This is a genomic window from Proteus sp. FZP2095 (assembly GCF_023701425.1).
GTDB lineage: Bacteria > Pseudomonadota > Gammaproteobacteria > Enterobacterales > Enterobacteriaceae > Proteus > Proteus cibarius.
The window spans coordinates 303,352-318,183 of record NZ_JAMQBJ010000003.1 but is presented as its reverse complement, the minus strand read 5'-3'; the positions used below and the strand labels follow the sequence as shown (position 1 = coordinate 318,183).

Annotated in this window: 13 protein-coding genes; 6 read left to right on the top strand and 7 right to left on the bottom strand. The window is 38.3% G+C overall.

Annotation, left to right across the window (positions count from 1 at the left end; translation table 11 throughout):
- Positions 1-168: 168 nt before the first annotated feature.
- The 4 genes from gntR to NBG71_RS14240 all read left to right on the top strand — a co-directional run bounded on the left by gntR (position 169) and on the right by NBG71_RS14240 (position 4,458).
- Positions 169-1,164 (top strand): gluconate operon transcriptional repressor GntR, encoded by a 996-nt coding sequence (gntR, locus tag NBG71_RS14255; protein WP_109419979.1) that lies wholly within the window; start codon positions 169-171, stop codon positions 1,162-1,164.
- A gap of 316 nt (positions 1,165-1,480) precedes the next feature.
- Positions 1,481-2,035 (top strand): gluconokinase, encoded by a 555-nt coding sequence (gene gntK, locus NBG71_RS14250; protein ID WP_075673495.1) that lies wholly within the window; start codon positions 1,481-1,483, stop codon positions 2,033-2,035.
- Positions 2,032-3,369, top strand: a complete 1,338-nt coding sequence (gene gntU / locus NBG71_RS14245; protein WP_075673494.1) for a gluconate transporter — start codon at positions 2,032-2,034, stop codon at positions 3,367-3,369. Before gntK ends, gntU begins: the two co-directional genes overlap by 4 nt.
- A gap of 150 nt (positions 3,370-3,519) precedes the next feature.
- Positions 3,520-4,458, top strand: a complete 939-nt coding sequence (locus NBG71_RS14240) for a methyl-accepting chemotaxis protein (protein ID WP_075673493.1) — start codon at positions 3,520-3,522, stop codon at positions 4,456-4,458.
- A 68-nt stretch (positions 4,459-4,526) separates the two neighbouring features.
- On the opposite strand, the gene NBG71_RS14235 is transcribed toward NBG71_RS14240, so the two are convergent.
- The 7 genes from NBG71_RS14235 to NBG71_RS14205 form a co-directional block, all read right to left on the bottom strand.
- A complete protein-coding gene (locus NBG71_RS14235; RefSeq protein ID WP_250916946.1) occupies positions 4,527-5,759 on the bottom strand; it encodes an SGNH/GDSL hydrolase family protein in 1,233 nt (410 codons plus the stop codon).
- Positions 5,734-6,936 carry an SGNH/GDSL hydrolase family protein gene (locus NBG71_RS14230; RefSeq protein ID WP_196729075.1) on the bottom strand — a complete coding sequence of 401 codons (1,203 nt, stop codon included), beginning with the start codon at positions 6,934-6,936 and terminating at the stop codon, positions 5,734-5,736. Before NBG71_RS14230 ends, NBG71_RS14235 begins: the two co-directional genes overlap by 26 nt.
- Positions 6,923-8,341, bottom strand: coding sequence for an MBOAT family O-acyltransferase (locus NBG71_RS14225; RefSeq protein WP_099660474.1), 1,419 nt, complete (start codon positions 8,339-8,341; stop codon positions 6,923-6,925). The genes NBG71_RS14230 and NBG71_RS14225 overlap by 14 nt, the downstream gene beginning before the upstream one ends.
- Before the next feature lie 163 nt (positions 8,342-8,504).
- Positions 8,505-9,299, bottom strand: coding sequence for a protein bax (locus NBG71_RS14220; protein WP_075673489.1), 795 nt, complete (start codon positions 9,297-9,299; stop codon positions 8,505-8,507).
- Between the two features lie 275 nt (positions 9,300-9,574).
- The gene (locus NBG71_RS14215) at positions 9,575-10,729 is read right to left on the bottom strand and encodes a DUF4056 domain-containing protein (protein WP_250916945.1); all 1,155 of its coding nucleotides are present in this window, start codon (positions 10,727-10,729) and stop codon (positions 9,575-9,577) included.
- Positions 10,729-11,871: a BamA/TamA family outer membrane protein gene (locus NBG71_RS14210; RefSeq protein ID WP_235409954.1), complete on the bottom strand. Its 1,143-nt coding sequence runs from the start codon at positions 11,869-11,871 to the stop codon at positions 10,729-10,731. Before NBG71_RS14210 ends, NBG71_RS14215 begins: the two co-directional genes overlap by 1 nt.
- A complete protein-coding gene (locus NBG71_RS14205) occupies positions 11,871-12,860 on the bottom strand; it encodes a hypothetical protein (RefSeq protein WP_164530735.1) in 990 nt (329 codons plus the stop codon). The genes NBG71_RS14210 and NBG71_RS14205 overlap by 1 nt, the downstream gene beginning before the upstream one ends.
- A gap of 356 nt (positions 12,861-13,216) precedes the next feature.
- On the opposite strand from NBG71_RS14205, the gene NBG71_RS14200 reads away from it, so the two are divergent.
- On the top strand, positions 13,217-13,672 hold the full coding sequence (locus NBG71_RS14200) for a regulatory protein RecX (RefSeq protein WP_075673485.1): 456 nt from the start codon (positions 13,217-13,219) through the stop codon (positions 13,670-13,672).
- A 325-nt stretch (positions 13,673-13,997) separates the two neighbouring features.
- On the top strand, positions 13,998-14,609 hold the full coding sequence (locus NBG71_RS14195) for a lytic polysaccharide monooxygenase (RefSeq protein WP_164530734.1): 612 nt from the start codon (positions 13,998-14,000) through the stop codon (positions 14,607-14,609).
- The last annotated feature ends 223 nt before the right edge of the window (positions 14,610-14,832 follow it).

Here is a 14,832-nt window from a genome sequence, read left to right as displayed (position 1 = left end):
CTATATTTCCTTTGGCTTAAGTCAAGGGATCATCAGTCAAAATCAAATCTAAGCACACATCTGAAAAACTTTATTCGAAATAGTGTATAACCTAGGGCTATAATCAGCGTTCTTGGAAAAATTAAAGCGCGTATTAATACGAATGTTTTTGGATAGTTGCGATATAAAATGAAGAAAAAACGCCCCTCATTACAGGATGTCGCTTCGCGAGTTGGTGTTACCAAAATGACGGTTAGCCGTTTTTTGCGTAATCCCGAACAAGTCTCGGAAGCTTTACGAGAAAAAATTGCGCGTGAATTAGATAGCCTCAATTATATTCCTAATCGCGCCCCTGATATTTTATCGAATTCGACCAGTCATGCGATTGGGGTATTGTTGCCTTCTTTAACTAACCAAGTTTTTGCTGAAGTTATTCGTGGCATTGAATCAGTAACCGATAAATACGGTTATCAAACTATGTTAGCGCACTACGGATATCGTGCTGAAAAAGAAGAAGAGCGCTTACTTTCATTACTCTCTTATAATATTGATGGGCTTATTCTCGCTGAAAGAACGCATACACCAAAGACAATGAAAATGTTAGAAACTGCAGGCATTCCTGTGGTGGAAATCATGGATAGTGTTTCACCTTGTTTTGATTCGGCTGTGGGATTAGATAACGTTGATGCTTCAGAACAGATGGTCAATGAGATGATCAAACGTGGATGTAAGCGTGTTATCTATCTTGGAGCAAGACAGGACGAACGAACCTTAATGCGTTTACAAGGTTATGAAAAAGCAATGCAAAATGCAGGCTTACCTATTGGAAATGTGATGACGCCAAAGAGCTCATCTTATTCGTTAGGGGCTGAGTTATTACATGCTGCACGTAAGCAATATCCTGATTTAGACGGGCTTTATTGCACTAATGACGATATCGCAATTGGTGCTATTTTTGAGTGTCAACGTTTAGGTCTTTCTGTGCCAGAGGATATTGCGATATCGGGTTTCCACGGGCACGATGTTGGACAAGTGATGACGCCTCGTTTGGCAAGTATCTTTACCCCTCGTGATGAAATGGGGCAACAAGCGGCTGATTTATTACTTAAACGAATGAAAGGTAAAATTGCTCGTGGCCAAGTGATTGATGTTGGTTTCCGTATTATTACTGGTGAGAGTATATAATAAATTAACTTATTGATAATTTAGAAAATAATGTTTTTAAAACCCTATTGTTATGTTTTTAACAGTAGGGTTTTTTATTGAGATGCCTTCTTTCAGCGCTATTACTCCCAATTTGGCTGTGAATAAAAAGAAGTTGGTCAGATATTTTGTTGTCATTTTGTAGATCATCTTACTTTCATTTGAGAGTCGCTTCACATTTTCACTTCTTAGTTAATCTTCGTTGTTGTATTTACCTTGCCACTTCGGATATGTTACCCGTAACAGTTACGGGTAACATTACAAAAAAGACTTAATATCTGCCTTAAAGGAGCATTCTATGAACGATACCCAATCCCTACACCATGTTTTCATCTTAATGGGGGTATCAGGCAGCGGTAAATCTGCGGTCGCAAGTGGTGTAGCACAACGCACAGGTGCTGCATTTTTGGACGGTGATTTCCTCCATCCTCGCTCAAATATTACTAAAATGGCATCAGGCCACGCTTTAAATGATGAAGATCGTAAGCCTTGGCTACAAGCATTAAATGATGCCGCATTTGCGATGCAACGAACCAATAACGTTTCGCTAATTGTTTGTTCTGCATTGAAAAAACAGTATCGCGATATGTTAAGAGACGGCAATCAATGCCTACACTTTTTATATTTAAAAGGTGACTATGAGCTGATTGAAAGTCGTTTAAAAGCACGTAAGGGGCACTTTTTTAAACCTCAAATGTTGGTAACACAATTTGAGACTCTAGAAGAGCCAACAACAGCTGAAAACGATGTGTATGAAATTGACATTTCAATGCCACTTGATGATGTGATTGAAAGTGCAATTAATAAGATAAATTCAGTCACGCAAGGGACTTTTGAAGGGGAAACAGTATGAGTACATTAACACTTGTGCTAACGGCAGTTGGCTCTGTTTTATTACTGCTCTTTTTTGTTATGTATGCGCGTTTACATGCTTTTATTGCATTAATGATTGTTGCCATTGGTGCGGGTATTTTCTCAGGCATGCCCTTGGAAAAAATCACACAAACCATGCAAAACGGAATGGGGGGAACATTGGGTTTCCTTTCTATCGTTGTCGCACTGGGTGCAATGTTTGGTAAGGTGTTGCATGAAACGGGAGCATTAGACCAAATCGCAGTACGATTATTAAAATATTTTGGTGAGAAAAGAGCTAATTATGCCTTAGGTATCGCTGGGCTAATTTGTGCTCTACCTCTGTTCTTTGATGTGGCCGTTGTCTTATTAATTGGTGTTGTATTTGCGGTTGCTCGCCGTACAGGTGGCAATGTAGTGAAAATGGCAATTCCTCTGTTTGCGGGTGTTGCAGGTGCTGCAGCCTTCTTATTACCGGGGCCAACACCGATGTTGTTAGCTGACCAAATGAATGCAGATTTTGGTTGGATGATCTTAATTGGTCTGTGCGCGGCTATTCCGGGAATGTTATTAGCAGGTCCTATCTTTGGTAACTTTATCAGCCGTTACGTGACGTTAGAATTACCAAAAGATTTAACTGAACCAAGTTTGGGCCAAAACAAAATGCCTTCTTTTGGTTTTAGCCTTGCACTGGTGTTATTACCTTTAGTGTTAGTGGGATGCAAAACCATTGGTGCACGTTTCGTTGAGAAAGGCACAGATCTGTACAATATTCTTGAATTTGTTGGCCATCCTTTTATCGCTATTCTTGTCGCTTGTTTAGTTGCTATTTACGGCTTAGCAATCCGCCGAGGAATGAGCAAAGAAAAAGTGATGGAAATTTGTTCCGCTGCAATCCAACCTGCGGGGATCATTTTACTGGTAACAGGTGCTGGCGGTGTCTTTAAGCAAGTATTAGTAGATTCAGGTGTTGGTCCTGCATTGGGGAATGCTTTAATTGGTGCTGGTATGCCAATCGCAGTCGCATGTTTTATTCTGGCTGGTGCAGTACGTGTTATTCAGGGGTCAGCAACGGTTGCTTGTTTAACCACAGTAGGTTTAGTTTTACCTGTTATCAATGAGCTGGGTTACAGCGGTGCTCAAATGGCGGCATTATCAGTTTGTATCGCGGGTGGCTCTATTATTCTTAGCCACGTTAATGACTCTGGTTTCTGGTTGTTTGGTAAATTTACGGGTGCAACAGAAGCTCAAACCTTAAAAACATGGTCATTAATGGAAACTATTCTTGGCACAACAGGTGCTGTAATCGGTATGATTTTCTTTGCATTTCTTTGATATCTAATCTTTATTTTTTAATTATTAGCGCGTCCTTTGACGCGCTTTTTTCATTGCTATAAATGACTATCAAATATGACAGAAAATACCTCGTGTCTCATTAACCTATAGGTTTCTCTATTCTGTGGGGCACATTGGGGTTGTCATATTATGGTTGACTATAATTCACTTTTTATTAAACACACGGATTGTAATATTCACACAATCACACTGATACGTGATTCGATTTTATCATCAAGCAATAAGCTACAAGATAAGCTTAATTTGCTCGATGAGATGGAACATCTATTTAGCAAGATGCTAGATAATTCCCGCTTATTAACTCAATTCTTAAATGAAGTTGATACACATTTTACGCATAGCCGAGAAGAGATAGAAAATTTCTCTAGCTGGCTAAAAAAAATTAAAGAGAGCGCCAGCAATATCGATAGGCTTTCCAGTCAGGCGAATATTTTATCGATAAATTCAGCAATTGAAGCAGGGCACATAGGACGAGAAGGTGCAGGTTTTTCAGTCTTAGCTCAAGAGATGAAAAAATTGTCATTAGAGATCCAGAAACAGGCATTTTCTATTGCTAGCATTAACAATAATTTAGGTGCTCGCTTTATTCCCGTTAAAGAAACCACAGAAAAAAACCAAGAACAGGTTCAACAAATCAAAATACAGGTAGAAGAAGGGCATCAAAATTTAACGTCATTATCAGAGCAAGTGAGCGAGCTTAAACATATTTTTACTTTTATTTCGATGCAACAGTTTTTTAATACCGTCAAACTCGATCATGTTTTATGGAAAGAAGCTATTTATATTCATTTATTAAATAATGATGATGAGCACTGTGTTAATCAACACACCGAATGCCGATTAGGGAAATGGTATTACCAAGGTGATGGTCGGAAATTTGCAGGCACAGAGGCTTTTCGTCGTTTAGAAGAGCCACATAAGTTAGTCCATGAATGTGGCCGTTTAGCGCTAAGTGCCAACATAAATGGTGATCAAGAAGCCGTAACACAATATATAGAACAAATGGAACAAGCCAGTGTTGGTGTTATCAAATATGTGGATGCGTTATTAAATTCAGAGTCTTACTAATTAAATAATAAAAATAAGAAAAGCAAAAAGGAGCGATAAGCTCCTTTTTGTATGTCGGAAAGAATGAATTATCCTTTATTCATTAATGTGCTCAGTTGGCTATAAAGTGTGTTGGCACTGCTTTCATAACCTTCTCGAGAAAGGTGAACACCATCAGGTCTTGCTAAATCATACAATGCCCACGCTTTTATTGAACATTCTCCCCCCATATAGTCACGCCAATCCCAGAACAGCGTTTTCTCTTGTTGGGCAACTTCTTTTTGAATTCTGACTATATCACTTAGCCATTGAGGCTGTTGTGAACGACAGTCAGAGGCTTCTTTATTCTTGATTGAGTCAGAAGGCCCAATTAATAAAATAGCGCTATTAGGTGCTTGCTGGCGAATTTGGCGAATTTTATCCGTAAGTTGCTGGCGATAAGCATTTAAATCAAAAGTATCATTAAAGGCTTCGTTCGTACCATAAGCCAAAATCACCATATCAGGATGTAATTGCCCTAATGTTTCGGTCCACTGTGTACCCCATCTATCCATCATATTAATAGTGGCACCGTTAATGCCTAATGAGGAAAGCATAACTCCGGGTTGTTGATTGGTGATCAACCAACCGCCTAATTTAACTGGCTGATTTTTGCTAACTGTAATGCTGACGGGGAATGTCATGGCTGTTGGATTCGAAAATTGCCATTTACCATGTGTTTGCGACAGTGAAAGAACTTTGCTTGTCGATGACTGTACATTCACTTGCGCTGTTGTTGGCGTTTTATAAAGTGCTTGTAATTGATAGCGTTGCTGAGTGACTGGGTTTTCAGATAACTGCAATTTTGCCCATTTAGCTTGAGGTTCACTAATAAAGCCCCCTAATGGGAAATCAGGATCGCTATCTTTCCTGCTTGAAAGCAGTGTCCAAGCTTTTTTGTCACTTTGGTATTGTACGTTCGCAATACGCTGACCTGCGATATTCGTCGGAGGAATAAAACCAATACCACCATTACCATAGTCGGCCTGAAAACGTTCACGCAACTTACCACTGAAAAAATCAGCTGCAGTATGAGAATCCCCTAATTGAACGATATGCACATTTTGGCGACCTTGCTGTAATTTCTTAACAAAGCCTGCAAAATGGGGATCATGGTAGTTATAAAGCTGTCTTGAACCATCAGCAGGTAATACTGTGGGAGTTGGGAGCTTTACTGTTTTTTCAGAGTCTTGGTTACAAGCAACTAAGAGCGAAACTAAAGCCAGTATGATCGAGCTACTGACTAAAGTTTTACGCTCAAGGATGTGCGTTATTTGTTTCATTTACAATAACCGTGTTTTTATCTTTTACATCATCGACTGCATTATCTTCTTTAATTTCTTCTTGAAGATGAATACGTGAGAATACGTGTTGAGCAATAATTTGCTGACCTTTTAAGCTAAAATGAATGCCATCACCGGCTCTTAACTTAACACGACTGCTACCATCACCCATATAATCAGAATAAATATCTTTCTCATATTTAAACATATCATTGACGGAAAGGTAAATTTCGCCCATTTTCTCAGCTTCTTCACGGTAAAGTTTATCAAGATATGCCATACCTTCAGATAATTTCTGTTTACGCATATTAGGAGGCCCAACCCAAATCACCGTGACATTATTCTGTCTCGCATTTTCTATAATGCCTGCAATACGTGATCGGTAGGTAGATTCCCATGCTTCACTGGCAAATTTTAAGTAGCGTCCTCCACCATCAGGTGGCATATCCCAAGGATCGTTAGGGCCTAAAAAGACCACTAATAATTTGATGGAGTCGTCACTGGCTAAACGTGTCGCAATGGTTTGTGGCCAATTGAAAAAGCGTGGATAGGCAAGTCCTGTACTTTGTTTACTTAAATCGATACTGCTGATGTTGTAATCCGTTTGCAGTTGACGTTTAAGTAAAGGGGCAACACCTTGCATCATTGAATCACCTGCAAATAACACTTTATCTTTTGGTGATAAGATAATTTCTGTTTTTGGGACAATAGGTTTTAAGGCTTCTAATGCCGCATCAGAGACGTCAGTAACAGAATGGTAAGGTAATCCACCCATTGCTTGCTTGCGCTCTAATAATTGAGGAAAGCGTTGCGTTAATTGAGTCGCTGGTCGTGTGTACCCATTAAAGAAGTGTAAGCCAACAGCAAAGCCTTCAGGAAGCTGCTCAGGGGCTGAGATTGGCACTATTGGTTTAGCTTGATTATCAGGATGATTAACTTGTAGGTAATTTTCATAGCTTTCTACTGCAACGAATACGCCATCCCGCAGTTGTCCACCCACTTGCCAAGCATAATAGTGAGAAAGCCCAGACCAAGGTGCAGGGCGATGATATTGTTGTTGCCAAAAACGCTCTAGTGATGTTTGGTTTAGCCAAATCAGAAAGAGGGTGCTAAATAGCACCATTAAGGCAACTTTTGCTGTCTTTTTTAAGTTTGAGCAGAAATCAAAAGCTGGCATAAATAAATCCTGGCACCCCATCTGGAGACAACATGAAAATAATTGTGAGGATCAACGCAAGTGGTAGTGGATAAACATACCACGGTACTCTTTTCTCAAGACGAGCCACAATATCCCTTAATGTGACAAAGCAAGGGTAAAGTAAGAAAAGTCCCCAGAACATAAAGAGGGTTAAGCCTTCAGCTTGTAATGACGCCCAAGCACCCACACTAAAGAGTTGCTGTATTAAAACTAAAGCATCTCCCACGGTTTGACTGCGGAAAAATATCCAAGCAAAGCAAACAAAGTGGAAAGTGATTATCCATGACAACAACATATTTAATGACGATAACGCGCTTGGTGGGGCATTTTTCTTCGCTGGGAGGAGGCGGTGTTTAATATTTAATAACACGACTCCAATCCCGTGAATAGCACCCCAAATAATAAAGGTCATAGCAGCACCGTGCCATAATCCGGAAATTACCATCGCGGCAAAGGCATTAAAATTTTGTCTAATCACCCCTTTACGATTACCCCCTAAAGGAATATAGACGTAATCACGAATAAAGGTAGATAAACTGATGTGCCAGCGACGCCAGAAATCAGCTAAATTTATCGCTAAATAAGGAGCATTAAAGTTGCGAGGGACAACAAAGCCCAGCAATAAGGCAATACCTGTAACAAGATTGGTGTAACCAGAGAAATTGAAATAGATATGCCATGCATAGGCATAAATTGCCGTCAGCACTTGTCCGCTTTGCGCTAAATCGGGCGCATTAAATACCGGATCAACATAGTTTGTTGAGAACCAACCACTTAACCAAAAGAGTTTTGCGATAGCTAAAACAATCAGCATTATCGCCCCTTTATAATCAATGATTTTTCGTGTTGGAGCCTGAATTTGTGGAAGAAACTCTTTAGCGCGATTAATTGGTCCCGCGACTATGCTAGGGAAAAAGCATAAATAAAGAACGACATCCAAAAACGGTGCTTTAGGGATCTCTTTTCGGCAAACAGAAACCACGTAACTAACCGAATGGAAAATATAGAAAGAGAGCCCTAATGGCGCAAGCAATTCAATAAGAGGCAACTCAATACTGAGCCCCCATTGTTGGAATGCTTGTGTCAGCGTTTCTTGGAAGAATGAGTAATATTTAAAGGCAGTAAAATAGATCGCAACTAATAATCCTAATAGCCAGTATATGACTTTAGAAGATGTGTACTTAGTTAATATATTCGCCAGTAAATAAATAAAGAGAGTGTAACTTAATAAGATAATCGCAGGACGATAATCCGCATAAAAAAGAAAAGCGTAACTTACTGTTATCAGTAAGATATTTTGGATCTTAATATGCTTTTGGAAGAGCCAGTATAGAACAAAAAAACTAACAAAGGCTCCGAGAAACTCGAATGAAAAAAAATTCATAAAGGGCTCTAAGGGTGTGATTTAAAAGTCATACCAAATGTGTTACCCCATATATTATGAATTCTAAGCAGGCTTTCAATCAAAAGATTATCTTATGATAAATAAAAGCCACTTTTCTCTAGAAAGAAAAGTGGCTTTTTGTCAGATGAAAGCCTGTAAAGGCTTAACTATCTTGTTTCGACTGCAACTGAACTTGAGTAATCAGCTTTTTATTTGAGTCGAACATTTCGGTCAGATAATCGTTATAACTTGAACCCAATTCTGAGTAACCTTTCAAGTCAGTGATTAACTGGCGAGAGTCGAGTTGTTGCTGCGTCATTCTTTGCTGTGCTCTTGAGGAGCGCAATGAATTATAGGCGCGGTGCGTATTAAGATTACGCATATAAGCAATCACTGAGCCTTCAATATCAGGGTAGGCTGCATAGCCTTTGGTTTTCCCTGGAACGTTATTGCAAGACTGACTCCCACATCGCATACCGAATAGATTATTATTTTGTTGTGCCAACTTCGATGTTCCCCAGCCAGATTCCGTTGCAGCTTGCGTTGCGACAAAGTGTGTCGGAATAATGTCAACGCGAGTTAATAACGAATCCCAATTTACTTTTTTGGGGCTGGTACATGTGACGCCATAGTATTGACAGATTTCACGCAGTTTTTTTAAATCTGCGCTGCCCCAGTGCTGGGCTTTACGTTGAGCAGTTAACCACTCACGATCTCTCATTATCTTATTATTAATATTATCAATAATAGGAACTATGACATTTAAAAACGCTTTCTTACGCTGTGTTCCCGAAGGGTATCTTTTCAAATCTGGCAACGGTGTTGACGTGTTTTTGAAAGAATACGCCTGCAGTATCTGGGAACTGCTGGTACTGGTTGAAGCAAAACTTACACCAGTAAATAGTAGTGAAATCAAGAAAGCGAAGACGGCACTTGTCCTCATCAATTGAGAGGGCATTGCTTCTCCTCGTTTAACTGGATAAAAATCGAACGAATACTAGCAAATTACTTTTTTCATAGCTACAAAATATCGTCTCACATTAGGATAACTACGAGTGATTTGTTAAATAAATGTATAAGGTTTACTGGAAAGCCACGTTTTATAATCGCTTTTCTCCTTTAACAAAAAATGCTTTTTTGGTGCAATCTTAAATTTATCTTATGTAAAAAGACATGACTTAACCTAAATTTAGTAGAATTAAGCGTTTTTAATGTGTCAAGTTTGTTGGTTATTTAGTCAATTTTTGTTGTTTTTGGTCTAGTTTTATTATCAATTTCACGCGCTTTTTCTGTTAAATCAGTAAAATCCGCTTCACTTAAATAGGTTTGGGTATGAGGCAAATTTCCCATCTCCTTTGTTGGCCAAAGCTGAAATTCTGCTAATTGTTCTAAAACGTAACCAGAATAAGCACTAGGTAAAGTGAGGTAGTGAGGGGCCGTTATTTCCTCGAAAGGTAACACTGGATACCGTTGGTCTGAGATATGATAATCACGCAATAAAACTAAGAATTTATCAGGTACACGTTGCTGGCTATCCCACCATTGCCCATCAATCACATCAAACCATTGTTGCGTTAATTGGCGAGGTTGAGCCTCTAATTGGTAGAGCGCAGAGGGAATAATACCTTGCATTGATTGATTATATTGTTCAAGGCTGGTGGCATGACCATTTAAGATAAGCGTAAGAGAAAGCCTTGCCCCAATTAAGTTGGAATAGAGATCTTCGGGTGAAAATGCAGAAATACCTTCTGAAAAGCCGGGTACAGAGCGAAAACCATACCATTGTGCAATTTCATGCCATACCGCAAGGCGATAACCGAGATGTGCGGCAAGATAGGCACTTAAGGTATAACGTTCTAATTCGTTTTTAGGTGGAGTGAATGTATTAAAGTGGATTTTACGTTGTGCCAACTCATCACTTAGCGTTAGCGTCCACTCTTGCCCTAATTTTGGGTAGATATGGCTAAAAAGATAATAAGTATAATCCGCCGTATCACGAATATGGGCGATATCAAGAAATCCCCCTTTATGAGAATAAATTAAGCCAGATTTTTCACTTCCTAAGCCCAATACTGCACCTGCACCTAACCAAAAACTGTCGTTATAACGATGATTACCCAATGCTGAGGCCTCAACAACGTTATCAATACGATAAAAAGGAATAGGGATTTCGAACGCTTTAACTTTTAAGTCGTAACCAAAGGCGCAACAAGGTCTTAAGCCGTTGGGTGCGGTTAATGGTGTGGGGGTTTGCCAAAGCTGTGTTGCTTCTTCATCGGTAACACTATCAAGATTGGCATGCAGAGATTTTACAGGAGTGACTTGAGTGCAACCTGCAATAAATAAGAAGAAGACAAAGGTGTTGATAAAAAGAAACCGCTTAAACATCAAAATGCTTCACCTACTTGAAAATAGAATCCTGTACTTTCTTTACCTATACCAAAATCGAGGCGCACATTCATACGTGGTTTAAATTCAAATCGATAACCCACACCGACACTCGGTAGCCAATGGCTTTTACCTAAATCACGCGCTTGGTCGCTTAACGTACCACCACCAACCCAAAGTGCAATGCCATGACGCCAATCGAGTTTTTGGCGGTATTCTAATTGGGTTGAAAACACATGATTATCTTGATATCGCCCTTCATAATAGCCTCGCATTTGGTGACCATTACTGAGTTTAGATAATTGGCTCCAAGGCACATCACCTGATGTAAAACGAGCATAACTATCAAATGCTAATACCGCATTATCACTTAAAGGATAATAGTAGTTATATTGTATCTGCGTCGCATTAAAACGATTATTACTGCCCGTATCCGGTGAATAATGGGTATAGCTGATATCAAAAGCCTGACCTTGATAAGCATTAGGCAAAAAGTCACGACTATCATAAGTAAAGCGAGCCGTTAATCCCGAACTGGTTGAACGCAAAGGTAAATTACGTGCATTCATATAGTTTTTGAAGGGAGCATCTGGAGCCGCGGCTTGTAGGTTGGAGTAATCCCACCCTAATCCTATATAGGTGTTTTTGGTAATTTGGCGCAATAAAGTGGGAGTTAGACGCAATTCTTGAGAGCGAAATTCGCCAAAATGATTTTTTACACGCCCTTCGTGATAACCCTCTCCCCAATAATTAGTGGGGACATTATTTAGTGTTCCAGTGAGATAAAAGCGCCATGTATCATCAGCGAGGTAAGTGTAGTTGCTAAAGGTCATACCGAAAGCACCAGTTGATGAACCAAAGCCACTTAACGAAAGAGACGAGATTTTGCTATCAGGGCGACTATCCGCTTGATAAAGACCAACAAGGGCGATACCTACACCCAATTCAAGTTCTGGTGTATAAAATGGGCCCGGTAATACGCCCCAGTCAATAGTTTTACTGCGGTCGAAGTTATTTTCTCCCCCTAATCCAACTAGCCATTGGTCTATTTGTTGTCTATCGGGAAAGAGTTGAGCTTGTGCTGTATGCGAAATAAATAGGCTGGCAAATGCCAGCCCAAAAATAAAGGGGTATTTAACCATTAAAAACGGAACTCACCTGAAACAAAGAAGCTATTACGGTTGTTGAAACCAAGCTCAGTGATCACATTAAAATTACGAGTCACTTCTAAACGCGCACCTACAGTTTGGTTCCATTTATGGGCAAGATGCTGTTCAACATCGAATTTCATATTAGGATCACCCATTTCTTCAATAAAACCAGCAAAATCTGGTGGGAGATTTAAACCATTAATATTCCCTTTAAAGCGTTGGGTAATATCTTGATACATTGCACCTGTCCAAATTTGCAATTTAGTATTACCTTGGCCTGATATTAAAGGCTCAAAAACAAACTCATAACCTACACGAGGTGAGATTATTAACGCTTTAATATCACCGTCTAAGATATCTAGATTTGTTTTGGTATAGTTTAAGTCAAAAGTAGTAAAGAATTGGTTATAGCCACCCGCTAAAGTAAAGCCTGCACCATAAGTTTTACCTTCAAAATCTAATTTAAAAGGCTTATCTTTAAGTAGAAAATCTAATGGGATAGGACCCAAACTACCGCCTGCTAGTATAGTATTGGAGGTTCCTTTAGTTTTTCCATATAGCCCATAAACATTCAAAAATGGAAAGACCCAACTATCCAGTTTTAGCATATGGGTTTCACTTTTTTCACGAGTATGACCTGCATCTATTTTTAGTGCTTTTGCTGTTTCTGGGTTTGCTGGCATGATAAAACCGATCTTATCTACAATAATATCTTGGCGTAGATTCATATAACTATAGCTAGCACCAAAAGGCTCTGGAATATCATAACCACGGGAACGAGCTTCATCGCCCCAAATGGGTAAAACACGAGATTGGCTTGCTGGGGTACGAGTATCTAATGAACCTTCATTATTTAAAGCAGTACCACCAGATTGGCTAACACTTAAAGACAACAGTGGACGATCGCTATCCGCATAAGAGAAGCCAGTCGCAAGAAGGGAGGCGGTCAACACCACCTTATTTAAATTGGAAAAGTTCATACATAACCCACAGAAAATTAAAAAAGTAAGTAGTAAAAGAGTAGCCGGAAATTTTAATCTTTTTCTAATAGATGGTCACCAGCTATAAGTGCGATATACAGTAATTGATGCTTGTATTTCGCATTATTGTAGTATTATTAAGGGATTATTAAGTTAATACCCCTATTTTCCCTAAGAAAATCTTAATAAAACTGGTCGATTAAAATTCTAAAAGAGAATAGTAACTCTTCTTTTAATTATTATTGTTTTATTTCTCTTGATATTACTGATGAAATTAACACTGAAATAAGCTATTTCGGTGATAAACCGTTAAGATAATAGTCGTTTTATATGGACTCTTTTAATAAAGGAACGTTATGACCTATCAAGAGCTTTATCAGTACGCTATTTTTATGCTGTCTCGTCGTGATTACAGTACAAGTGAACTACAACGTCGAATCGAACGCCGAATTCGCGAAACTGAGAAAGATTCACCGACGGCTCCCGAATGTTTGCCTCAAGTGATCGAACGTTTACTTGAAAGCCAGTATCTCGATGACAATCGAACTATTTATAGTTTCTTTCGCAGTTATTTAAATAAATCCTATGGGCCGTTACGTATTCGCCAAGAGTTGCGACTAAAAGGATTTCCTAGCGAAATTATTGAACGCGTATTAGAAGAAACAGATACTGATTGGTACGCACTTTGCCAAGATCTTAAAGAAAAAAAATTCGGTACAGCTAAACCCAAAGACTTTAAAGAGAGAGCCAAGCAAATTCGCTATCTACAATATCGTGGATTTACCTCTGATTATATCAATGCGCTGTTTTAACTTTTTATTGTAAGATTTTTTATAATAAAATTTATCTTAATAATTAAGCAGTTCGTAAATATTCTATTTAAGTGTTTATTTGCGACTTTATTTTTATTTTTAATAATATTAAGAAATTATTTTTATTTATTATTCCAGTAAAATATCATCATCTAATAAATATTAAATTACCGTGTTAGTTCCATTTTTATATTAAATTAAATAGCGATATCACTCACAAATATAAATAAATCAATATTTAATTATCTTTTTTTGACTAGTATATATTGTGATTGATGCAATCATTATATTTAAAAACACTTATTAATAATTATGAGGCTTTATTATGAAGAAAAATAAACTTATGGTATTCACTGCAACATTATTATTATCATCAGCGGGTTTTATTTCAACAGCGTCAGCTGATGTGACGTTAAAACATGGCTATATTGATGTCCCTCCCAGTAGAGCTTTTCTTTGTTCAGCAAAAGGGAAAAATTTAAATAAAGATTGTGGTCCAATACAGTATGAACCTCAATCAATTGAAGGGAAAAAAGGATTTCCTAATGGCGGGCCTGCTGATGGTCAAATTGCCAGTGGTGGAAAAGACGCTTTTTCTGCTTTAAATGAACAAAGTGCTGATCGCTGGCATAAAGTAGTAATGAAAAGTGGAGAAAATACCTTTAAATGGACATTAACCGCTAAACACAGTACAGCTTCATGGCAATTCTTTATTACCAAACCAGAGTGGGATGTAAATAAACCACTGACTCGTGCTGCTTTTGATTTAACACCATTTTGTCAACAAGATGATAATGGGAAAATACCAACAGAAACCGTAAAATTAAATTGTAATATACCAGAGCGTTCAGGTTATCAGGTTATTTTAGGTGTTTGGAATATTGCAGATACAGGCAATGCATTTTATCAAGTCATTGATGCTGACTTTAAAAAATAATCAATTTAACGTAATAGAAGAAATTATTTAATATTAATAATGGCATTGTACTCAATCTTATTTATTTTTAAATTATAAATAGATCATAAATCCGAATTCTAAATTTGGAACAGTGCTAATGTCTTTTATTAAATAAAAAACATGACTATTTATTATCGTTATTTAATTAATAGCGCCTTTACTCGGGCGCTATTTTTATTGGAACCACTAGAAATCCATCGCG

Bases quoted from the DNA above. Each gene is read 5' to 3' on its own strand.
- gntR (WP_109419979.1), top strand. From the start codon at position 169: ATGAAGAAAAAACGCCCCTCATTACAGGATGTCGCTTCGCGAGTTGGT.
- gntK (WP_075673495.1), top strand. From the start codon at position 1,481: ATGAACGATACCCAATCCCTACACCATGTTTTCATCTTAATGGGGGTA.
- gntU (WP_075673494.1), top strand. From the start codon at position 2,032: ATGAGTACATTAACACTTGTGCTAACGGCAGTTGGCTCTGTTTTATTA.
- NBG71_RS14240 (WP_075673493.1), top strand. From the start codon at position 3,520: ATGGTTGACTATAATTCACTTTTTATTAAACACACGGATTGTAATATT.
- NBG71_RS14235 (WP_250916946.1), bottom strand. From the start codon at position 5,759: ATGAAACAAATAACGCACATCCTTGAGCGTAAAACTTTAGTCAGTAGC.
- NBG71_RS14230 (WP_196729075.1), bottom strand. From the start codon at position 6,936: ATGCCAGCTTTTGATTTCTGCTCAAACTTAAAAAAGACAGCAAAAGTT.
- NBG71_RS14225 (WP_099660474.1), bottom strand. From the start codon at position 8,341: ATGAATTTTTTTTCATTCGAGTTTCTCGGAGCCTTTGTTAGTTTTTTT.
- NBG71_RS14220 (WP_075673489.1), bottom strand. From the start codon at position 9,299: ATGCCCTCTCAATTGATGAGGACAAGTGCCGTCTTCGCTTTCTTGATT.
- NBG71_RS14215 (WP_250916945.1), bottom strand. From the start codon at position 10,729: ATGTTTAAGCGGTTTCTTTTTATCAACACCTTTGTCTTCTTCTTATTT.
- NBG71_RS14210 (WP_235409954.1), bottom strand. From the start codon at position 11,871: ATGGTTAAATACCCCTTTATTTTTGGGCTGGCATTTGCCAGCCTATTT.
- NBG71_RS14205 (WP_164530735.1), bottom strand. From the start codon at position 12,860: ATGAACTTTTCCAATTTAAATAAGGTGGTGTTGACCGCCTCCCTTCTT.
- NBG71_RS14200 (WP_075673485.1), top strand. From the start codon at position 13,217: ATGACCTATCAAGAGCTTTATCAGTACGCTATTTTTATGCTGTCTCGT.
- NBG71_RS14195 (WP_164530734.1), top strand. From the start codon at position 13,998: ATGAAGAAAAATAAACTTATGGTATTCACTGCAACATTATTATTATCA.